The sequence below is a fragment of the Propionivibrio soli genome (genome assembly GCF_025770765.1).
In the GTDB taxonomy this organism is placed as follows: domain Bacteria; phylum Pseudomonadota; class Gammaproteobacteria; order Burkholderiales; family Rhodocyclaceae; genus Propionivibrio; species Propionivibrio soli.
Map to the genome: position 1 here is coordinate 187,202 of NZ_JANZKY010000007.1, position 21,007 is coordinate 208,208.

At 59.2% G+C, this 21,007-nt stretch carries 21 protein-coding genes; 18 read left to right on the forward strand and 3 right to left on the reverse strand.

Going from position 1 to position 21,007, the window contains the following annotated elements; translation table 11 throughout:
• Nucleotides 1-359: 359 nt before the first annotated feature.
• The 7 genes from NZ453_RS10195 to NZ453_RS10225 all read left to right on the forward strand — a co-directional run bounded on the left by NZ453_RS10195 (nt 360) and on the right by NZ453_RS10225 (nt 6,711).
• Nucleotides 360-536, forward strand: coding sequence for a hypothetical protein (locus NZ453_RS10195; RefSeq protein ID WP_263770448.1), 177 nt, complete (start codon nt 360-362; stop codon nt 534-536).
• A gap of 64 nt (nt 537-600) precedes the next feature.
• On the forward strand, nt 601-768 hold the full coding sequence (locus NZ453_RS10200) for a hypothetical protein (RefSeq protein WP_263770449.1): 168 nt from the start codon (nt 601-603) through the stop codon (nt 766-768).
• Nucleotides 769-897: 129 nt separating this feature from the next.
• Nucleotides 898-2,157, forward strand: coding sequence for an ABC transporter substrate-binding protein (locus tag NZ453_RS10205; protein WP_263770451.1), 1,260 nt, complete (start codon nt 898-900; stop codon nt 2,155-2,157).
• 61 nt (nt 2,158-2,218) lie between these two features.
• Nucleotides 2,219-3,154, forward strand: coding sequence for a carbohydrate ABC transporter permease (locus NZ453_RS10210; RefSeq protein WP_263770452.1), 936 nt, complete (start codon nt 2,219-2,221; stop codon nt 3,152-3,154).
• Nucleotides 3,151-4,026 (forward strand): carbohydrate ABC transporter permease, encoded by an 876-nt coding sequence (locus NZ453_RS22055; protein WP_263770453.1) that lies wholly within the window; start codon nt 3,151-3,153, stop codon nt 4,024-4,026. The genes NZ453_RS10210 and NZ453_RS22055 overlap by 4 nt, the downstream gene beginning before the upstream one ends.
• A gap of 37 nt (nt 4,027-4,063) precedes the next feature.
• Entirely contained in the window at nt 4,064-5,698 is a 1,635-nt protein-coding gene (locus NZ453_RS10220) for a glycoside hydrolase family 43 protein (protein WP_263770454.1), read from the forward strand.
• A 14-nt stretch (nt 5,699-5,712) separates the two neighbouring features.
• Nucleotides 5,713-6,711 (forward strand): ABC transporter ATP-binding protein, encoded by a 999-nt coding sequence (locus NZ453_RS10225; protein ID WP_275983140.1) that lies wholly within the window; start codon nt 5,713-5,715, stop codon nt 6,709-6,711.
• A gap of 179 nt (nt 6,712-6,890) precedes the next feature.
• Here NZ453_RS10225 and NZ453_RS10235 read toward each other — a convergent pair whose 3' ends face one another.
• Nucleotides 6,891-7,370 (reverse strand): YbaK/EbsC family protein, encoded by a 480-nt coding sequence (locus NZ453_RS10235; protein ID WP_263770455.1) that lies wholly within the window; start codon nt 7,368-7,370, stop codon nt 6,891-6,893.
• Nucleotides 7,371-7,570: 200 nt separating this feature from the next.
• On the opposite strand from NZ453_RS10235, the gene NZ453_RS10240 reads away from it, so the two are divergent.
• The 11 genes from NZ453_RS10240 to NZ453_RS10290 all read left to right on the forward strand — a co-directional run bounded on the left by NZ453_RS10240 (nt 7,571) and on the right by NZ453_RS10290 (nt 17,308).
• Complete coding sequence (locus tag NZ453_RS10240; protein WP_263770456.1) at nt 7,571-8,371, forward strand: IclR family transcriptional regulator; 801 nt, start codon at nt 7,571-7,573, stop codon at nt 8,369-8,371.
• Nucleotides 8,372-8,417: 46 nt separating this feature from the next.
• Nucleotides 8,418-9,065, forward strand: coding sequence for a bifunctional 4-hydroxy-2-oxoglutarate aldolase/2-dehydro-3-deoxy-phosphogluconate aldolase (gene eda, locus NZ453_RS10245; RefSeq protein ID WP_263770457.1), 648 nt, complete (start codon nt 8,418-8,420; stop codon nt 9,063-9,065).
• A complete protein-coding gene (locus tag NZ453_RS10250; RefSeq protein ID WP_263770458.1) occupies nt 9,065-10,042 on the forward strand; it encodes a PfkB family carbohydrate kinase in 978 nt (325 codons plus the stop codon). The genes eda and NZ453_RS10250 overlap by 1 nt, the downstream gene beginning before the upstream one ends.
• A gap of 28 nt (nt 10,043-10,070) precedes the next feature.
• The gene (locus NZ453_RS10255) at nt 10,071-10,556 is read left to right on the forward strand and encodes a tripartite tricarboxylate transporter TctB family protein (protein ID WP_263770459.1); all 486 of its coding nucleotides are present in this window, start codon (nt 10,071-10,073) and stop codon (nt 10,554-10,556) included.
• 35 nt (nt 10,557-10,591) lie between these two features.
• A complete protein-coding gene (locus NZ453_RS10260) occupies nt 10,592-12,094 on the forward strand; it encodes a tripartite tricarboxylate transporter permease (RefSeq protein ID WP_263770460.1) in 1,503 nt (500 codons plus the stop codon).
• 110 nt (nt 12,095-12,204) lie between these two features.
• Nucleotides 12,205-13,167, forward strand: a complete 963-nt coding sequence (locus tag NZ453_RS10265) for a tripartite tricarboxylate transporter substrate binding protein (RefSeq protein ID WP_263770461.1) — start codon at nt 12,205-12,207, stop codon at nt 13,165-13,167.
• A 131-nt stretch (nt 13,168-13,298) separates the two neighbouring features.
• Entirely contained in the window at nt 13,299-13,982 is a 684-nt protein-coding gene (locus tag NZ453_RS10270; RefSeq protein ID WP_263770462.1) for a 2-dehydro-3-deoxy-6-phosphogalactonate aldolase, read from the forward strand.
• Between the two features lie 45 nt (nt 13,983-14,027).
• Nucleotides 14,028-14,966: a PfkB family carbohydrate kinase gene (locus NZ453_RS10275; protein ID WP_263770463.1), complete on the forward strand. Its 939-nt coding sequence runs from the start codon at nt 14,028-14,030 to the stop codon at nt 14,964-14,966.
• Between the two features lie 107 nt (nt 14,967-15,073).
• A complete protein-coding gene (locus tag NZ453_RS10280; RefSeq protein WP_263770464.1) occupies nt 15,074-15,937 on the forward strand; it encodes an SDR family NAD(P)-dependent oxidoreductase in 864 nt (287 codons plus the stop codon).
• 62 nt (nt 15,938-15,999) lie between these two features.
• Nucleotides 16,000-16,335, forward strand: a complete 336-nt coding sequence (locus NZ453_RS10285) for a hypothetical protein (RefSeq protein WP_263770465.1) — start codon at nt 16,000-16,002, stop codon at nt 16,333-16,335.
• A gap of 55 nt (nt 16,336-16,390) precedes the next feature.
• On the forward strand, nt 16,391-17,308 hold the full coding sequence (locus NZ453_RS10290) for an FkbM family methyltransferase (RefSeq protein ID WP_263770466.1): 918 nt from the start codon (nt 16,391-16,393) through the stop codon (nt 17,306-17,308).
• 532 nt (nt 17,309-17,840) lie between these two features.
• Here the strand turns inward: NZ453_RS10290 and NZ453_RS10295 are convergent.
• Nucleotides 17,841-19,667 (reverse strand): FTR1 family iron permease, encoded by a 1,827-nt coding sequence (locus tag NZ453_RS10295; RefSeq protein ID WP_263770467.1) that lies wholly within the window; start codon nt 19,665-19,667, stop codon nt 17,841-17,843.
• Nucleotides 19,660-20,946 (reverse strand): iron uptake transporter deferrochelatase/peroxidase subunit, encoded by a 1,287-nt coding sequence (gene efeB, locus NZ453_RS10300; protein WP_263770468.1) that lies wholly within the window; start codon nt 20,944-20,946, stop codon nt 19,660-19,662. Before efeB ends, NZ453_RS10295 begins: the two co-directional genes overlap by 8 nt.
• Nucleotides 20,947-21,007 lie beyond the last annotated feature (61 nt).

Sequence of the window (21,007 nt, forward strand, 5' to 3'; positions counted from 1 at the left end):
ATTCGAAGCGCGCAACCCGGGTATCACGGTCGAGACGCAGTACTTCTGAAGTGCTCTAGCCAAGAGGCTACTGCAACACCCAATTCGATGTTCCACGAAGAATCTACTGCCTTCGTAATCTTTGCCTCTTTGCGCCTTTGAGGTGGACGTAGGTTTTTCGTCTGTCATTCATCGCCCTGGATTACGTAATTGACGAACAAAGATCAGTCTGATGGCGTCGAAACGTTATCTAGTAAGTCCTTGAATGTAAAGAATTTTATGTGTATCCGTGCTTGTGAATAAACGTTAAAGCCGCTGAGCGTTGCTCTTGCTCGTTCGCCCCTTAATCCGGGGTGCGCTGCCGTCTCCGGAATGCGTACATGATTACCCTCAAGGAAATTGCCGAAGTCGCAAGAGTCTCCCGGGGAACCGTGGAACCGGTGCGGCAACTCGTTGACTACTTGATGCACGGCGAGCTTCCCGAGGAACCCATTCAATATACGCGGGCCGAAATCCTTATCCGGCAAAGCCTTTCGAATTTGACGCAAACCCCATGACCTGGCGCCAGCCGGGAAAAGACCCTGGCAGACCCAAGAACTACGCCTGAACGAGGAAACCGTAATGTCATCAATGATCAATATGCCCGAAGTGAAACTTGGCGTCGTTGGAGTTTTCCGGGATTTTTCCGGCAAGCCTGACCGCCAAGCGCCTTGCGGCACTCGCCGATTTTCTCGCCGAGCAGAAGCTGGCTTTTCACGTTTGTTCGACCGTCGTCGAGAACGAAAATGATGTCGTGGCAGGGCAGCCACGAAGATGAGGTGATCTGCCCCGATGGGTCCGAGGGGGGCTGCAAGAAAGCACGCTAACCGTTGAACGTTCAGCCGCCGCAGTGCGGCCAATTACCACAGGAGGAAAAAGATGAAGAAACTGCTTTTAGCCGCCGCTCTGGCCATGTCAATGAGCATGACGAGCAGCCTCGCCGTTGCCGAAACCGTCGTCAAAATTCTCGATCACGAACCAACGACCAAAGAAGAGAAGGAATTCCTCTTGCGGGTGGCGAAGAAATACGAGGAAAGCAACCCCGACATCAAGATCAAATTCGATTTCCTCGACGACGTTTCGTACAAAGCCAAATTACCGACGCTCCTGCAATCCTCCGAGCGTCCCGATGCCTTTTTCACCTGGACCGGCGGCGTCTTCTATGAGCAAGCCCAGACTGGCATGCTCAAGGACATCACCGACATGATGACGCCGGCGGTCAAGGCCCGCTACGCCACGATCGGTCTTGACGGCTTGAGCTACAAGGGCAGGCTTTACGGCGTGCCGATGTACGCCTCGAACATTCTTATCTGGTACAACGGCGATCTCCTGAAACAGGCCAACGTCGATCCCAAGGCGATCAAGACCTGGGACGATTTTCTCAATGCCTGCGCGGCGCTCAAGAAGGCCGGCATCACACCGATCACCATAGGCGGCAAGGACAAGTGGCCGATCGCCTTTTTCTACGGCCCGCTGGCGCTGCGCATCGCTGGTCAAGACGGGATCAACGCGGCCAATCGCGGCGAAAACGGCGGTTTCAACAACAAGGACTTTGTTCGCGTCGGCAAGGAATTTGAGCGTCTCGTCAAGCTGGACCCTTTCCAGCCCGGCTTCATGGATACCGGTTTTCACAAGTCGGTCGGCCTGTTCGGCGACGGCAAGGGCGCTTTTCTCCCGATCGCCCACTACGTCATCGACATGAACGCCAAAAACTCGACTTCCGGCAAAGGTATCGGCGATAGCCTCGACTTCATCCCCTTCCCGGCGGTGACGGGAGGCAAGGGCGATCCGAAAGACACCTTCGGTGGCATCAACGGCTGGCTACTGACCAAGAGCGCCAAACCGGAAACGCTCAAGTTCCTTGAGTACCTGACCAACAAGGAAAACCAGATGGAAAGCGCCCGTCTCGGCCTCTGGCTGCCCATCGTCAAAGAGACCCAAGCCAACATCAAGGATCCGAGGGTGCAACGCGTTGCCAAGCTCCTTGAAGAGGCTCCGCACCACCAGCTCTACCTCGATCAGGCCCTGGGTGCCGTCGTCGGCGCGGCAGTCAACGACGCCGCCGCCGAACTCGCCACCAAGGAAATTACCCCGGAAAAAGCCGCCAAAAGGATAGAAGAGGCGCGCGAAATCCGCTGAGCGTTCGAGCAACCGGAGGGGGCACGCCTTCCCTCCGGTTTCGGCACAGGGTCATAAAGCCATGACGACAACAACGAGAGCAGAAGCTCAAAGCAAGGGGCCGGTTGCGAGGCTCAAACGCATGTATGACGACGGCAAGCTGACGACGATATTTCTGTTTCTGCCGCCAGCGCTGGTGCTGTTCACGATTTTCGTCATCTGGCCCATCCTCAACGCCACCAACTTCAGCTTTTACAAGTGGAGCGGCTACGGCGAACTGACCAATTTCGTCGGAATGCAAAATTTCCAGCGGCTCGCCAATCATTCGATCTTCCATCAATCGATCTGGAATTCGGTGAAGCTGGTTTTGGTCTCGCTACTCATTCAGATTCCCCTGGCCTTGACCATGGCACTTCTCATTTACAAGAAGACCAGCGTCAATACCGCTTTCCGCCTCATTTTCTTTGCTCCCTACATCCTCGCCGAGGTCGCCACCGGCCTCATTTGGAGCTTCATTTTCGACGGCGACTACGGCGTAACGGCCCAGATCACCCAGGCGCTCGGCATCGACCCGATCTATATTCTGGCGGACAAGAATTACGCGTTCCTGACCATCATCACCGTCATCATCTGGAAATACTTCGGCTACCACATGATGATTTTCATCGCCGCGCTGCAAGCGGTTCCCCATGATCTTCTCGAAGCGGCGGAGATAGATGGCGCAAGCCCCTGGCGCATCGTCTGGTACGTCAAGATTCCCCTCATCGCCCACGCGATCAAGTTGAGCGCCTTTTTCGCCATCGTCGGCGCGCTGCAGGTCTTTGACATCATCATCCCGCTGACGAACGGCGGACCGTCCAATTCGACGCACTCGATCGTCAGCTATCTCTATTACTTCGGCCTCGTCCAGCTCAACGTTGGGTACGGCAGCGCGGTTGGCGTCGTGCTCTTCTTGCTTTGCATCGTGACCGCCTTCAGCTACAAACGCTTCGCCATCGACAAGGGAGGCGAGTTGTGAAAACGGTGACAACTGCGACAACAGCGACCGCGGCGAGAAAAATCAAAAAGGCCTCGCTCTCCGGAACGCTTGCCCGCGCGGCCGCGCTTTCGATCGTCGCGGCGCTCGTCATCCTGCCGCTCTTGGCCACCTTCCTCGGCGGTTTCAAAACGGTCGGAGAGCTGCGCACCTCGCCCTTTAGCATCCCGGCCGTGTGGCACGGCGATTTTTACGCCAGGATCCTCGGCGATGGCGCATTTTGGCGCTTCCTCGGCAATTCGCTCGTGATTTCGCTGGCGTCCGTTTGCCTCACGCTGTTTTGCGCCTCGATGGCCGCCTACGTCTTCGCGCAAATCCGCTTTTTCGGTTCGAAGTACCTGCAGTCCTACCTCCTCCTCGGCATGATGTTTCCATTCGCGACAGCCATCGTGCCGCTCTTCCTGCAAGTCCGCGATTTCGGCCTCCTCGATAATGCGTTGGGGGTGATTCTGCCGCAGACGGCGTTTTCCATGGCTTTTGCCATCGTCCTGTTCCGGAGCTTTTTCCGGCAGTTGCCGAAAGAACTCTTCGAGGCGGCGCACGTCGACGGCTGTGGCTATATCGGCTTCTTCTTCCGTTTCACCCTGCCGCTATCCACGCCCATTCTGGCGACGGTCGGCACCTTCGCTTTCGTCCAGAGTTGGAACAACTACCTCTTGCCGCTCATCATCCTGAACGATCGGGCGCGCTATACCTGGCCCCTTGGGATCATGCAGTTCCGCGGGGAGTTCCTCGTCGAGTGGAACATGATTCTCGCCTTCGTTTCGCTGACCATCGCGCCGGCGCTGATTTTCTTCGTCATCACGCAAAAATATATCGTCGCCGGCCTCACCCGCGGTTCGGTCAAAGGCTGACGCCAACTTCAACTTCCAATCTCCGAGGGGGCTTGCCATGCCGTCGTCGCAACACTTTATCCAGAACCCGATCCTGCCCGGCTTCAACCCCGATCCTTCGATCGTCCGCGTGGGTAGCGACTACTACATTGCCACCTCCACTTTCGAATGGTATCCCGGGGTGCAAATCCATCATTCGCGGGATCTAGTCAATTGGCGCCTGGCTTGCCGCCCGCTGTCCCGGGCGAGCCAACTCGACCTGCGCGGCGAACCGGACAACTGTGGCATCTGGGCGCCCTGCCTCTCCTATGCTGACGGGTTGTTCTGGCTGATTTACACCGACATGAAGCGCAAGAGCGGCTCGTTCCGGGATTCGCACAATTATCTGGTTACCGCCCCCGCCATCGAGGGGCCGTGGTCCGAACCAGTTTTCCTCAATTCGTCCGGATTCGACCCGTCGCTGTTCCACGACGATGACGGACGCAAGTGGCTGGTCAACATGCTGACCGACTACCGCGCAAGACCCTCCCGCTTTGCCGGTATCGTTCTCCAGGAATACGACGCAGCAAGTCAACGGCTGGTCGGTCCGGTGACGAACATCTTCAAAGGGTCTCACTTCGGGTGGACCGAAGGGCCGCACCTCTATAAGCGCGGCGGCTTCTACTATCTCATCGCCGCCGAGGGCGGCACGGGTTACGAACACGCGGTAACGATGGCCCGCTCGGCCTCGATTACGGGTCCCTACGAACTGCATCCCGATCTGGCAGTCGTCACCTCGCGCTACGCGCCCGATGCCGAACTGCAACGCGCCGGCCACGGCGATTTCGTCGAGACTGCCCATGGCGAAACCTACCTCGTCCATCTGGCAAGCCGCCCCATCCCCGGCCTGCGCCGTTCACCGCTGGGACGAGAAACCGCGATACAAAAATGTGCGTGGAGCGAAGACGGGTGGCTCCGGCTTGAATGCGAAAAATATACGCCGCAAATGTGCGTACCCGCGCCCGATTTGCCTATCCACACATTCCCAGTTGAGGCCGAGAAGGTAAGGTTCGCCCCCGGCGATCTGCCGGCACCCTTCCAGTGGCTGCGCACGCCGTATCCGGAACGGCTTTTCTCGCTGACTGAGCGCCCTGGTTATCTGCGCCTCCACGCACGCGAGTCGGTCGGTTCGTGGTACGAACAGTCGCTGATCGCCCGCCGCCAGACGGGATTTGACTACGACGCCGAAACCGAGGTCGAGGCCGACCCGAAAAACTTCATGCAACTCGCCGGGCTGATAGCCTACTACAACCGCTCGGCCTACCATTACCTGGCCCTGACCTGGGACGATAGCGTCGGTGCCTGCCTGCAAGTCATCACGTGCAACGGTGAGTGGCCAAACGCAGCGACCTACCTTGGTCTGGAAGAGCCGGTGGCAGTGCAGGCAGGCAAGCCGGTCGCAATGCGCATCGAAGTTCGGGGAACCGCACTGCGCTTTTTCTGGCGGCAGGACGGGCGCTGGCAGCGGATCGGACCAGTCCTCGATGCCTCGGCACTGTCCGACGAATGCGGCGAGGGGCAGAACACACGCTCCCCCCTGTCCTTCACCGGCGTTGGCAACTTCACCGGCGCTTTCGTGGGGATGGCAGCCAATGACGTGGGCGGCTTGGCCATGCCCGCAGACTTTTCCTATTTCTCCTACGTGAATCTGTAGCAAGGACGACGGCGATGGCAGCTCTCGAGTACATCAACATCAAAAAATGCTTCGGTCCGGTGACGGTCCTTCCCGACATCTCGCTGACCATACCGCACGGGTCGTTCACGGTGTTCGTCGGCCCGTCCGGCTGTGGAAAATCCACGCTCCTGCGCCTGACCGCGGGTTTGGAGGACGTCACCGCCGGCGTGCTCAAGATCGACGGCGAAGACGTGACGGACAAACAGGCCTCGGCCCGCGGCATTGCCATGGTGTTCCAGTCGTACGCCCTTTATCCGCACATGACGCTGGCGGACAACATCGGCTTCGCCCTGAAAATGGCCGGCCTGCCAAAAGCAGAAATCCGCCGCAAGGTGGAAAGCGCGGCGGAAGTCCTGCAATTGACGCCGCTCCTCGCGCGCAAACCCGGCGAACTTTCCGGCGGGCAGCGGCAGCGCGTCGCGATCGGCCGTGCCATTGTCCGCGAACCCAAGGTATTTCTTTTCGACGAACCGCTATCCAATCTCGACGCGGCCTTGCGCACGCAGATGCGGGTCGAGTTGGCGCAACTCCACAAACGCCTCGGCGCGACCATGATCTATGTCACCCATGATCAGGTCGAAGCGATGACCCTGGCCGATCGCATCGTCGTCCTCAACAAGGGGGTCATCGAACAGACCGGTACGCCCATGGAGCTCTATACGCGTCCGCAAACGCTGTTCGTCGCGGGTTTTATCGGCTCCCCGAAAATGAACCTTTTCTCGGGCAAGGTCGCCGCGGCAGCCGGCGCGCATACTTTCGGCGTGCGGCCGGAACACATCGACGTGAGTGAAAACGGCGGTGAATGGCGCGGCGAGGTGCGCTTCGTAGAGCGCCTCGGCAGTGACACCTTCCTGCATGTCGAGGTACCCGAAATCGGCTTGATCATCGTCCGGATGGATGGAACATCGACCTATTCGGGCGGAAGTACCATAGGACTGACCCCGCGCGCCGGTTTTACGCACCGCTTCAACGAACAGGGGGCGGCAATTTGAGCGACGAAGAAGATGGCCGCTAACACACGAACAGTCCTCGGGATCGAGCCAGTACCCAAAGTCTGAGTGCGGTATTGTTACGGGGCGGTACCCGGAAAACCGTCTGGAGTCACTCACTTACCGAACGGCCGCCGCTTATAGTCCGGCAGCCCGTGCGGCATTCCGCCGCGCTCGTCGATTCAACTTCCGCCATTCGTTGGCAGTTGGCATACGTCCACCCACTCTCCTGCGGTCACTTCCGCCAGGCGACGCGGTGTGATGCGCACGGCGCTATGGATTGCCCCCGCCGCGGGCAACACTTCATCGAAGTCCTTTAAGGATACGTCGAGGTAGACTGGAACGGGTGTGGCCAAGCCGAATGGGCAGACGCCACCTACTGGATGTCCGGTGAGGGTCGACACTTCCTCGGCTCCGAGCATCTTTCCCTTGCCGAAGGCATCCTTGAATTTCCGATTATCAATTCGTACGTCGCCGCGAGCGACAACGAGGATAGCTCGGCCATCGCCAAGGCGGAACGCCAACGTCTTCGCGATTCGCCCTGGCTCGACCCCGTGAGCTTCGGCCGCGAGAGCAACGGTGGCCGTGCTGACATCGAGTTCGATGATCGGGATGTCCGCATTGCGCGCAGCGAAGAAATTCCGGACCGATTGCAAGCTCATGATTTCGTCCACAAAAGCAAAAATTCTAGCGCGCTCCTGGATATAGAAAATCTTTCCAAGATGATGTGGAAAACATTTCCTCATTGAGCTAGACTACGCGCCGTTGCTGTTCCGCTACTGTGGGCGGGCTTGATGTTTCAGCCCGGAAAGGCTGGCGGGCAGGGCATCGGCGGCGTATATCACGCATGTGGAGGGCCTTCATGGCGAATATGAGCACCTCGTCGGTAGAACGGGGGTTGGCGATACTCGAACTCTTGATCGAGAACAACGAAGGGCTGCAAATCAGCGAGATCGCGCGGTATCTCGCACTCCCGCTCAGCGCTACTCACCGGTTGCTGCAGGCATTGATCAACGCGCACTACGTGAAGCAGGAAGTTCTCAGCGACCGTTACGTGCTGACGCTCAAGCTCGGTGCCATGGGGCTGCGCCAAGTGTCCGGAATGAACCTCACGGAAGCCGCGCAGCCGATACTCGACGATCTCGCACGCAAGACCGGCGAACTGGTGCGCCTGGCCGTGGTTGAAGACGATGAGATGACGTGGGTGGCCAAGGCGCAGGGGGCTACAAGCGCCATCCGCTGCGATCCAATCAGTGGCCGCCATGTACCGCTTCATACCACTGGCATGGGGAAGGCGTGGCTTGCCAGCATGCCGGAGAAGGAAGCGGTCGCCCGCGTCGTGGCGACTGGTTTCGAGGCTGAATTGTTGGGGCCCAACGCGATCCGTACCGTCGCCCAATTGCGGCGCGAAATCCGGAGGACGCGTGAAATGGGGTTCGCGCTCAACGAGCAGGAATCCGAGCTCGGGTTGTCGGCGATCGCCATGCTGGTCAAGGATCCGAGTAAGGCCAACCGCGTGGTCGGCGCCGTATCGATCGGAGGTCCGACTTTCCGACTCAATACCGAGAAGCTCATGTCGTTCGCGCAGCCACTTCATGAAGCCATCTGCCAGATCGAGCAGATATGGCCGGCGCGAGCGCACACCAACATCAGAAACGGCTGACCGGACGACCCGGAGGCCAACGACCAGAACGAGACAGGGAGAAACGATGCAAGCCTACAAGCCCACGATGCGCCAGATTCTCGCCCGCGTGCCGGTGATGCCGGTGCTGACGGTGCATGACGCGGTCGTCGCGGCCGATCTGGCACAGGCATTGGTCGACGGCGGCATTTTTACCTTCGAGGTATTGATGCGTACGCCAGCCGCTGCAGATGCCATCCGTGCCATGGTCGCCGCCGCGCCCGAAGCGCATGTCGGAGCAGGGACGCTATTAACGCGTGACGATGTCAAGCGTGCCGTGGACGCAGGCGCGGCGTTCGGGGTTTCGCCGGGATTGACCGATACCTTGGCGCGTGCTGTGAATGAGGCGCACCTTCCTTTTCTTCCCGGGGTCTCGACGGCGGGCGAAATCATGGCGGCCATCGAGCATGGTTTCCTGGAGCAGAAGCTGTTTCCGGCGCACGGTGCAGCCGGAATCACGTGGCTGCAAAGCATGGCCGGGGTCTTCCCGCGGGTGACTTTCTGTCCGACCGGCGGCATCAAGGTGGGTGACGTGGCCGGATATCTGGCTCTGCCGAACTGCAACACCATCGGGTGTTCGTGGGTTGCCCCGACGACGCTGGTGCAAGCCCGCGACTGGTCGGCAATTACCACGCTCGCACGCCAGGCAGCGGCGATGACGGGGGCCAGCGCTTGATGCAGACGGTCGAGTCGCCGAACGAGGCTCCGCGCAAGCGGATGGCTGCGGTCGGAGCCATCTGCAACTCCAGCATCTATCGCGTTGCCAACATCCCGCCGCTGCCGTCCAAAGTGCTCGCCGATGAGATGTGCCAAGTGGTTGACGGTATGGCGCTTTCGGCCGCGTATGCATTTGTGCGCCTCGGCGGCCATGCCGGAATTTGTGCGCGCGTGGGTGACGACGACCTGGGCGTTTCGATGCGACGCACGCTCGCGGCGGAGGGACTCGACACCAGCGGGTTGCGCAGCATCCCGGGAACCGTGACGTCGCAGGCCGCCGTGATTGTCGATCATCACGGGGACCGGCTCGTCGTTCCTTACCACGACCATCGCGTCGACAAATCGCCGGATTGGCTGCCTTTTGCCGACTTGGCAAGAGCCGATATCGTGCATTGCGATGCTCGGTGGGTCGAGGGGTCAGAGGCGGCCATGCGGGCCGCCAACGCAGCCGGTGTGCCGTGCATGATCGACGGCGATGTGGCACCTCTCGACGTGCTTGAGCGGCTTGTCCCGCTCGCCACCTACGCCGTATTTTCCGACGCGGGCTTGTCCATTTATGCCGGATGCAACGACGTCGAGACGGCGCTGATCCGAGTCGGGTCCCGACATCCGGGGCACGTCGGCGCGAGTTGCGGGAGGGAAGGTTACGCCTGGTACGAAAACGGGCGTGTTCGCCGGGTTCCGGCGCCGGAGATCGAGGTTGTCGATACGCTGGCTGCCGGCGATGTTTTTCATGGCGCCTTTGCATTGGCGCTGATGGAAGGGCGGGGCATCACTTATGCGGCGGAGTTCGCGTGCGTTGCAGCTTCGTTGAAATGCATGCGCTTCGGCGGCCGACTCGGTTGCCCGACTCGAGCCGAAGTTGACGAAGGTATGCGAATCGCGTACGGGCCGCGCGGCTCTGGGAGGCTCAACCGGTCGTGCCTTGCCTCATGAGCTGAGAAGGAATTGGAGGGAAATAACAATGGATGAAACGACAAACGAAGCAAGCAGAAAAGGCTTTTCCGGCTGGGTCCGGCGGCAAAACGCGGGGTTATGGTTTGGTATGGGTTTTCTCGCGTTCTCGATCCTCTTTTTCAAGATGTCTTTCGACTTGCCCTATCAATCGAAGCTGGGTGCCGGTCCTGGCATGTACCCCCGCTGGTTGTCGGGACTGTCGATTGTCGTCGCTTTGATTTACATCTGGCAGTCGTGCTCGATTCAGGTCTTTCGTGTCGGCGACTGTTTTCCTGGACGGCAGGCGCTACTCAACGTCGCCACGATCTTTTTTTCGTGCCTCGCGTTCCTGTTTCTGCTCAACACCGTGGGGTTCATCATCGCCGGCTCGGTTCTGATGTTCATCACGTTTGTCCGCAACTATCGGTTGGTGCCCGCGTTGGCCTTGTCGGTCGGCATCACGCTGATCTGCTACCTCATTTTCAAGGTGTGCTTCTCGGTGCCCTTGCCGTAAGACCGAATTCGAAAATCTGAACCAGGAGTCAGTCAATGGAGTCATTGATGGGATTGTTGTCGGGCTTCGCCGTCGCGATGACCTGGCAAAACCTCTTGTACTGTCTGATCGGCGTCACCGTCGGGCAACTGGTCGGCGTGTTGCCGGGAATCGGGCCGACGACGGCCACAGCGCTTCTGATTCCGCTGACCTACGGAATGCAGCCCGTGTCGGCCATCATTATGCTCGCCGGGATTTATTACGGCGGGATGTATGGCGGGACGATAACGTCCGTTCTGATCAACACCCCCGGCGAGGCGGCCTCGGTGATCACGTGTCTTGACGGTCACGAGATGGCGAAGCAGGGCCGCGCCGGCGTGGCGTTGGGGGTCGCGGCGCTGGGATCGTTTGTCGGCGGTATCGCCTCGATCCTCGGTCTCGTATTGATCGGGCCGCCTCTGGCGGATTTCGCCCTGCGCTTCGGCCCCACGGAAATGTTCTCGTTGATGCTCTTCGGCCTCACCATGGTCGTGGGCTTGATGGGCGCGTCGATCGTTCGCGGCCTGGTGGCCATGTTCATCGGGTTGAGCCTCTCCATCATCGGCATGGACCCGATCTCGGGCGTGCTGCGTTACACCTTCAACCAGCCATTCCTGATCAACGGCCTCGATCTCGTTACCATCGCCATGGGTCTCTTCGGCCTGTCCGAGATCTTCCTCGGCATGGAAAACCTCGCGGCCGTCGGCAAGCCGGAGAAACTGACGAGCCTCCTTCCCAACCGAGACGAACTCAAGTCAACCACCGGCGCTGTCCTGCGAGGAACAGGTCTCGGCTTCCTGATCGGATTGATTCCGGGGACCAACTCGGCGATTCCGGCGCTGCTCTCGTATTCGATGGAAAAGAAACTGTCGAAGACCCCCGGCAAGTTCGGCAAGGGAGCCATCGAAGGCGTCGCCGGTCCGGAGACGGCCAACAACTCATACTGCGGTGGCGCCATGATTCCGCTGCTGACACTGGGTATCCCGAGTTCGCCGACGATCGCCATCCTGCTTGGCGCGTTCATCATGCACGGACTCACGCCCGGGCCGATCCTGTTTACGCAGAATCCGACTTTCGTCTGGGGCGTGATTGCCAGCATGTTCGTTGGCAACGCCATGCTGCTCATCATGAACCTGCCGCTCGCCGGCTTGTGGGCCAAGATCGCTCTCGTGCCGGCAAAGTTGCTCTACCCGATCGTGCTCATCATTTCCATCATCGGCGCCTACACGGTATCCAACGATCTTTGGGACGTCGGCGTGATGCTCGTCTTCGGGGTTATCGGCTACATCATGAAGAAGATCGACATTCCGATGGCGCCCATCGTCCTCACCTACGTGCTCGGCACGATGATGGAAAAGGCCTTGTTGCAGTCAGTGAAGATGAACAACGGCAGCCTCGTCGGCCTGATCGAGAGCCCGATCTCGCTGACGATGATCATTCTTGCGGCGGTTGTTCTGAGCGGCAGCGTGTACGCCGAGATCAAGCACAAGAAGTCGGCTATCGCGGGGGAGATTGATTAACGCGCGTCGCACGACTCGTCAAAGCGTGACTGGTCGGCAAGTCGCCGCGTCGACCGGAAAGCAGTTCTTCATCATGAGTCCAGCAATTTTCTAACTTGGAGGGAATCGCAATGAAAAAACTATCCGTTCTATCCGCTGTTATGTCGGCGTGCGCAGTGTTCGCCGCGGCACCCGCTGCTGCGCAGGGAGCTTTCCCTCAGCGCGAAGTGACGATCGTTGTCCCGTTCAATCCGGGCGGTGCTTCGGACATGACGGCTCGCATCATCGCCAAGGGGATGGAAGCTGAGCTCGGCAAGCCGGTCGTCGTGGTCAACAAGGCCGGTGGGTCGGGCGGCGTCGGCATGTCGCAGGTGGCTCGCAGCGCTCCCGATGGCTACACGCTGAGCTATATCCCGGTCGAGCTCGTGATGCATAAGGCGCTCAAGCTCTCGGATCTTGAACCGAGCTCGTTCGAATTCATCGGTCAGACGACGATGGTTCCGTCGGCGGTGACCGTTCCCGCCGACGCACCGTTCAATACCATCAATGACCTCATCAAGTACGCGAAAGCCAACCCAGGCAAAGTCCGTGTCGGCAACTCCGGCGCCGGTTCGATTTGGCACATCGCGGCATCCGCCCTCGAAGGCAACCAGAAAGTCACGTTCAATCACATTCCGTTCGAAGGCGCAGCGCCGGCCGTTACGGCGCTGATGGGCAAGCATATCGAAGCCGTTACGGTCAATGCCGGCGAGGTCAAGGCGGGCGTCGATGCCGGCAAGCTGAAGATCCTCGCCATCATGACCAAGGAACGCGACCCGGCTTTCCCGAAGGTTCCTACCCTGATCGAGAGCGGTATCAACCTTGAGTTTGTCGGCTGGGGCGCCTTTGGCGCTCCGAAGGGGACGCCAAAGGCCGTTCTCGACGTGCTCGGCGCCGCGCTGAAAAAGGCGGCCAGCAGCGATGAATTCAAGCAATTCATCACCTCACGCGGAATGGTCGTCAAGTACCGCAATCCGGAGGAGTGCAAGGAATTCGTCAACAACCAGTATGTGTTCTTCAACGATCTCTTGTCGAAGATGGAGCTCGGCAAGTAATCACCCTGCCGGTGCAGCGAGCTAGCGACACGTTGCGCCGGCCTTGTCCGCGGCGGGGAGGTGGCCGTCCTGGCATCTCTGCCCGCCTCGGCGTTCTAGTCAGGAATCGAGCATTACCGATGGGAATCAACATGAATTCAGAAGCGAGCCTTGGGGAACGCTTTAAGGCGGCGGTGGGGCGTTTGCCATTTGTTGCCGTTCTGAGAGGTATCAAGCCGGAGGAGGCCGAAGGCATCGGCCGTGTCCTCTACGACGCCGGTTTCCGGCTGATCGAGGTGCCACTCAACTCGCCCGACCCGTTCTCCAGCATTACCCGTTTTCGCCAATCACTGCCGGGAGATGCGCTTGTCGGCGCGGGGACTGTGATGAGCGCCGACCAAGTGCGACAACTCAAGACATGTGGCGGTGAAATGGTTTTCATGCCGCACTCCGACCTCAACGTCGTGCGAGCGGCCAAGGCGCTTGGATTGCTTTGCGTCCCGGGCGTGGCGACGCCGACGGAGGCGTTTGCAGCGCTCGGTGCCGGCGCGGACGGATTGAAGCTGTTTCCGGGGGAGATGATCACGCCTAAGGTCGTCAAGGCACTGGGTGCCGTGATCCCGAAAGGTACCTTGCTGTTGCCCTTTGGCGGCATAACGCCGGAAACGATCAAGCCATACGTCGAGGCTGGCGCACGTGCGTTCGGCCTCGGGTCGGCACTGTATTCACCGGGTTTGAGCTGCGAACAGGTAGCCGCTCGGGCGGTGTCGTTCGCCGAAGCCTGGCAGTCGATTTGTCCGAAGACAATTCCATGCGCAATCCCCTGCGCGGCATGATCGCTGCATGCACTCTCGGCAAGGGGTTTCTGATTGGCGCCTGAGATGACTTCTGCTCCCCAGCGGAAACGCATGATCGCGGTCGGCGCGATATGCTCAGCCACGATCTTCCGTGTCGAGAACATTCCGCCGCTTCCGGCTAAGGTGTTGCCGACCGAGCGATATCAGTTGGTAGACGGCATGGCGGTCTCAGCCGCTTTCGCCTTTTCTCGCCTAGGTGGCTGCGCACAGGTCTGGTCGCGCATCGGGGATGACTGGTTGGGGAAAATGGCGCGCCAAGGTCTTGTTGACGAAGGTTTCGACGTGGCTGGAGTGCACGTTGTTCCTGGCGCGGCGACCTCCCAGGTGGCGGTGATCGTGGATAAGCGCGGCGATCGTCTCGTCGTTCCGTTCCACGACCCGAATGCCGATCCGTCGGCCGTGTGGTTGCCACTGCAGGAAGTGGAACATGCCGATTTTGTGCATTGCGAGACGCGTTGGGTCGAAGGCGCCGAGGCGGCACTCCGAGCAGCACGTGCGCACAACGTTCCATGCATGGTGGACGGGGAAGTGGCGCCGATCGAGACGCTACAGCGGCTTGTTCCCCTCGCCGACTATGCTGTCTTTTCCGATGCGGGTCTCGCTATCTACGCCGGTTGCCACGATGTGGAAGCGGCGCTTCTCAAGGTGGGCCCGGTGCATCGCGGGCATGTGGGTGCGAGCTGCGGCGCGAAGGGCTACTCGTGGTATGAGAACGGCCGCGTGAGACATGTCGAGGCACCGAACGTCGAGGTAGTCGACACGTTGGCGGCCGGCGATGTCTTTCATGGCGCCTTCGCACTGGCGTTGCTCGAAGGCAAGGAGATCGAGCAGGCGGCGCGTTTCGCCTGCGTGGCGGCGTCGCTCAAGTGCACGCATTTCGGCGGACGCATGGGCTGTCCGACGCGGGCGGAAGTGGAGAACTTCTTGGCCCGCTTTGACGCACCGAGCGATAGACCTGGTTGATCGGAGAACAAACGATCGCCTTCCTGGCTGGGATGCGGGGATAGCCGGCGGAAGTAGGACGAAAGGATTTGCCTCGTTATCGGTAGTGACAATAAAAGGGAGGAATCATGCTGGTTTCGAATGCGGTGCCTTTCTCGGGTATGGATCGCCCGAAGCGCAATTTCTTGGCGGGTCGACGCGCCGTTATCACGGGTTCAACAGCCGGCGTCGGCTTCGGCATTGCCCGGGCGCTTGCCGGCGCCGGAGCGGAAGTGGTAGTCAATGGCCGTCGCCAGGAGGCCGTCGAGGAGGCGGTCGCCAAACTGTCGGCGGAGTTCGGCGAAGCACGGATCTTCGGCGCCGCGTGCGATGTAGGTACGGCCGCCGGATGCAACGAACTCGTTGAGAAACAGCCATCCGCCGACATTCTCATTAATAACGTTGGCGTGTACGGGGTCAAGGATTTCTTCGATATTCCGGATAGCGAGTGGGCGCAGTACATCGACGTTAATGTGATGTCCGGAATTCGTCTTTCGCGTGCTTATGTTCCCGGCATGTTGAAACGTTACTGGGGACGGGTCGTCTTCATGTCGTCGGAGTGGTGCCTCGACATACCCCAGTCGATGATCCATTATGGCTTGACCAAGGGGGCGGCGCTTTCGGTGACGTATGGGCTCGCAAAACGAGTGGTCTGTACGGGAGTGACCGTTAACGCAATCCTTCCCGGTCCCATCCTGCCCGACCTGTCGTCCGTCAAGAACGAAAAGGATGTCTGCCTGACGATGGAAGAACGGATGTTCGCCATCGAAGAGCAGAAGCGGCCTGCCATAAAACAGCATGCATCCTCGATCGACGAGATCGCACAGCTCGTTCTTTACCTGGCATCGCCGGATGGGGCCGGAACGAATGGTGCTACCCTAAGGGTCGATACCGGAAAAACGGAACAGGTGGCCTGGAGGTCTGCGCGTCGCCCCGATCGTCGTTGCAGATAAGGTGTCGGCGTCTAGCCTCCAGCCCCGCTACGAGCTTTGGCATTTGCGGATGCTTCGTTAAGATGTATGGCTATCAGGTTGGCCCGGCAATCCTCGGCATCATTCTCGGTACCTTGCTTGATACCAACTGCCGACGCACCATGACCTCGGCTGGTGAAGAACCTGTTCAGTTCATGCCGGAGTTCTTCACTAGCCGTGTGTCGATTGTCGTCCTTCTGTCGACACTTACCATCCTTAGCCAGATTCGGTTCTGGGGTGCGATAATCGGAGCGTTGGCAGGGCATGTCCAGCACCTTGCAATTTGGCTGTATCCCCCGGTGGTGATGGTGAGACGGCTTTCCCTTGGAAGCCTGGGGTGTTTGCGACAAAATTCCGGCGACGGATTTCACCAGGGATAGGTGAGATGTCCAAACATGAAACGGATGGGAACGGGTATAAGGAGACACTATTCAGATGGCTGTAAGACCGGGTCAATTGACGAAATGGGCAACGCCGTTTGGCGGTAGCGAGTTGTCGTCGTTCTACAACACAATAGATGAGAGCGGGGTGCTGGGCCTTGCCGTCCAGCGCCCAGATGGTACGCAGGAATCGGCGTGTCTTCTAGTTAACCGGTCGGAGCATACGCAAAGCGTAATGTTCGAACTGTTTCGTTCAGGAAGCCTGTATGAGCCTTACACGACGGCGATTGCGGTCGGGGCGCTGCGCTCCGGAGATATGGCCATTGATGTAGGTGCGCACGTGGGTTATTTCGCCGTGCTGTTCCGCCTCTGTGCCGGTGAACGTGGTAGCGTTCTCGCTTTTGAGCCAATGCCAAACACATACCGAGGGTTGTTGAGAAACGTGCTAGGCAATCGGTTCCGCAACTTAATGGTGCTTCCGCTTGCTTTGTCCGATACAGGCGGCGAAGCTACGTTTTTCCTTGATTCGAAGAACGAGGGGGAGAGCTCTTTGGTACCTCGGGATGGAAAGTCCTGTGTGGTACAAGTATCGAGCCTCGACGACTTGTTCCGAGATGGCTTAGAGCAGCGACCTCGCGTATTGAAGCTTGACGCGGAAGGCGTCGAGTTGAAGATCCTCAAAGGCGGGGCTCGTTTTTTCGCCTCGCACGCACCCGATCTCGTTATCTGCGAGCATAACAGGGGGGCGCTCGAGAACGGCGGTGCCAGCGCGGACGATCTACGCCACTTCTTTACGGAGCGCGGCTATCGTTGTGGGATCATCAACAACGGCCACGGTATGGATATGCGCGGTGCGACGTTCTATCGAACGATCGAACCGGGAGAGCCAGCACAGCCAGCAGATTACGCCTACGTGTTCAACCTCATGTTCGTGCGCGAGGGGAGCGGGCTTTATCCGGCTCCGCAGATGTAGGTTGCGGAAAGAACAGGCAGTTATCGGCTCGTCCATTCAGCATTTCGGCCTTGCCGCTTTTCAGTGGTGCAGAGCGAGAAAGCGGACATTGGGCATCTTCCGGGCATGGTGGACAAACTAAGTCACCCGATGACGCACCTTATAAGGTATTCGAAATAAAGAACAGCGTGGCGGGGCGGCAGTGGTAAAACCGGCGGAACGCTATGGGGGACGTTCAATGAACTGCTGTATGCCCGAAGCGTAATTTCTTGCATTGTGCCAACGGATACGTCCGGGTTCGTGGTTTGCTCTGCCGTTTCAATTCGCCGATTGCCCAAAAAACAGGCGAGCCGAAAATCTCTCTCTCCGACATCGACTTAAGGGGCTTGTCCAGATCTTATCCACAGAGTTGGCACATGAATCTGTGAGTAAGTGCGGAATAGTTCCCGTCATTCCTGGTTCTCCGGTTGGGATCGGCCAGAAACCGTCCTGTCGGCAGAGATGCAACAACGAGCAACCTAGGAAGTCTTTAGTGGTGCGGGAAAGCTCCTGCTTACCGCGAGCTATATCGGACGTCATTCGGGGATTGGAGCTGCCCTTGTACCATTCTTTTGCTGACCACGATCTGGATGAGCCCGATCACGGCGAGGTAAACAGCCTGCGCCGCCAGTGTTTCGAGAGTGGAATAGAGCCCTAGCGTTGAACTTTCCAGCCCGGCGGTCTGCAGCGACGTCATGCGCAGATAACCGGTGAGCTGCAGAGCATGCAAGCTCACGCCGAGGATCTTGAAGCCGAGCGCGTAGATCACCCAAGTGAGGAGCTTGAACATGCTGGCGATCGGGAGCTTGTAGCTGGTGCGGAAGAGGACGACGGCGATGACCGTCAGAATGGCGGTAGCCGTGCCGATACCGGTAAGGAAATCGCCAGTGTCGATCCGGGGCAGGATACCGGCATAGAACAGGATCGTTTCTGCGCCTTCGCGGAACACCGACAGAAAGCTCAGGCCGAACAGCGATACGAGGCTGCCGGTTGTCAGCGCGCGGCCCACGTGCCGTTTGAGATAACGGTTCCAGGCCTGCAAGCTCGATTTGCTGTGCAGCCAGGCTCCCACAGCCACCATCATCAGGACCGTGAACACGCCCACCACGCCTTCGATCATCTCCCGATTGCTGCCGGCGGTGGCGATGGGGAAGAGTCGTTGCAGGGCGAGTGCGCTCAGTACACTGGCGAGGATGCCGGTGAGTACGCCGCTGTAGATCCACCGCTTGCCGGACTCTTGCCGAGCAACGTTGAGAGCGCTGAGTAGCGCCATGACGATGAGCAGCGCTTCCAGGCCTTCACGGAGCAGGATCAGCATGGCGTCGATCGCAGAGTACTGTGCCTGCGGATCGATCTGCGCAAGCTCGTTGATCAAGGCCTGCAGCTGCTTCAGCTGGGCAGGAGATTCTCCGTGCGCCACCACTACAGGAATCTGGTTTTCGACACGGCTGTAGAGCCCCGGCGCGCGAGTACTTACCTCGCCTTCGATGACCGGCCAGATCTCGATGAATCGAATAAGCCTAGCCTGGCCTTCAGGCAGATTCTTCGACTCGAATGCAGCCAGTCCCTCTCGCAACAACTGCAATCCATCGGAAAGCTTGAGTTCGTTGTCTGCGGCTGCCGCAGACGCGCCGGCATTGTAGTCGTCGATGGCCTGCTTTAGCCGGCTGGATTGGTGGCGAACTTTGCCTAGATCTACGGGTTGGGTTTCGATGGCCACTCGCATGAGGGCCATGGCCGTTTCGATGGTGCCGTAATGACCGATACTTGTACTGCGTACGATCCGTTCGGAACTAACCCAGATGCCATTGAAGCGCCGGTAGGCCGGAACAAGCGCGGAGGTGTCGTCGGCGCTCGATTGGGCTATCGCTCGCTCGAGTTGCAGATAGGCGGGTGTGATCTTGCGCTTAAAATCGGCTCGCTTGGTGGAGTAATCCACAGGGTTCTGTTCCCGCTCGAAGGCTAGGAGAGCGTTCGATAGGGCAGCGAGTTGCTGGCTGTTGGGTTGGGCAATCGCCAGCCCCAAGCGCTGTTCAACCAGGCGCCCTTTTTCTGAATGACGCGATTCGATCCGTTCGAAATCAGCCCGCAAACGTTCGAGTGATGCCGCAGCGCCTTTCGCATCGTCGTTTTTGGAGGCGCCCATTGCGTCCGACAGCGTGATGTACAGATGGTTGAGCAGCAACGCCTCGCGTTCGCCGGATTGCGCCCAAACTGTCGCCACGCTGGCGAAGAAGGCAGCGGCCACAAGAACGCTGATTCTGAAGAGCTTGCGCATCAGATTGATGCGCATCGAATGCAAACACCGCGCAAATGCGGTGGCCAGCACACCGCTAACCATGGCGTGTCTCCAATAAAGCCTGGCCGATGTACTGTCCTTCTGAAATGCCGCCGAAGCAGGCAAACAGGCCGCTGCCGATGTGGGTAATGTACTCGTTCATCTTGTCGATTCGCCCCAATGCCGATTGGATGCCAATGAACTGACTGGGAGATTTCTGGAAAGACACGAACAACAGTCCGGCATCGAACTGACCCGTTACGGGATCGATACCGTTGGCGTAGGAGAACGAACGCCGGAGGAGTTGGCCTCCAGATCTTTTGGAGAGGCCCATGTGGGAATTCTCCGGGATGACGTACTGTCCCTTGGCGTCTCGCGCATTGACGTCGGCGGCGTCGAATTCAGCTCTGGCGCCGATGGGGGCGCCGCTTGCACGGCTCCGACCGAACGTCTCTTCCTGTCCCTTGAGACTGGTCCGATCCCAGGTTTCCAAATGCATTTGGATTTTGCGGGCGACCAAGTAACTGCCTCCTTGGAGCCAGTTCGGCGCACTAGCCCAGACCCAATCGTTGGCCTTCTTTAAGGTCTCTTGGTTAGCCGTGCCATCACGGAACCCGAAGAGATTACGCGGCGTATCCTGGCCATCGTCGTAGGCATTGAAACCAGCTTGGCTCCATTTCATCGTGACCGAAGAGCGCGCCTGTCGTACGAGTTGGCGAACCGCATGAAAGGCCACCTGCGGATCGTCGGCGCAACTCTGGATACAGATGTCGCCACCCGAAATCTCCTTGCGGATCTGATCGCGTGGGAATGCCGGGAGGTGGGTGAATTCGGGCGGCAGTTGTTCGCTCAGACCGAGCTTGCGCAGGAAGGATGGCGCTACGCCGAAGGTGAGCGTAAGGCTGTACGCGTTCAGGCTTTCTGCTTCGCCGGTATCCGCGGGGGGTATAAAGGGGTTGTCGCCATAGGGTAGGGCATTTTCGCCTCTGGTTAGGCGGATGGCATAGGCTGTCCAGCGTTTGAAGACTTCGCGGATTTCCTGCAAATGCGTGGTATGAAGATCGAGTACGAGGAAGTAGATATGACGTTGAGCGGGCGTCACGATACCGGCCTGGTGCTCGCCGTAAAAAGGAACGGTGGCGGAGGCCCGTGCATTGACTTCGTGCGCGGAATCGGTTGCCGCCGAGGCGGCAGGCGTTGGTTGGAGAACCTGCTGGACCGGCTTCCTGGAGCAGCCGGCGAGCAGGCCGCCACCCACGGCGAAGCCAAGAGAACCTGCGCCAACGCGGCCTAAAAAGCGCCGGCGATCCGGCATCGTATCGGTCGTTTTGTCCTGTTTCATGCGGCCTTGTTCAGAGTGGTACTTACCAGTGGAAAATCAGCTTCGTCGAGTCAGCGACCGC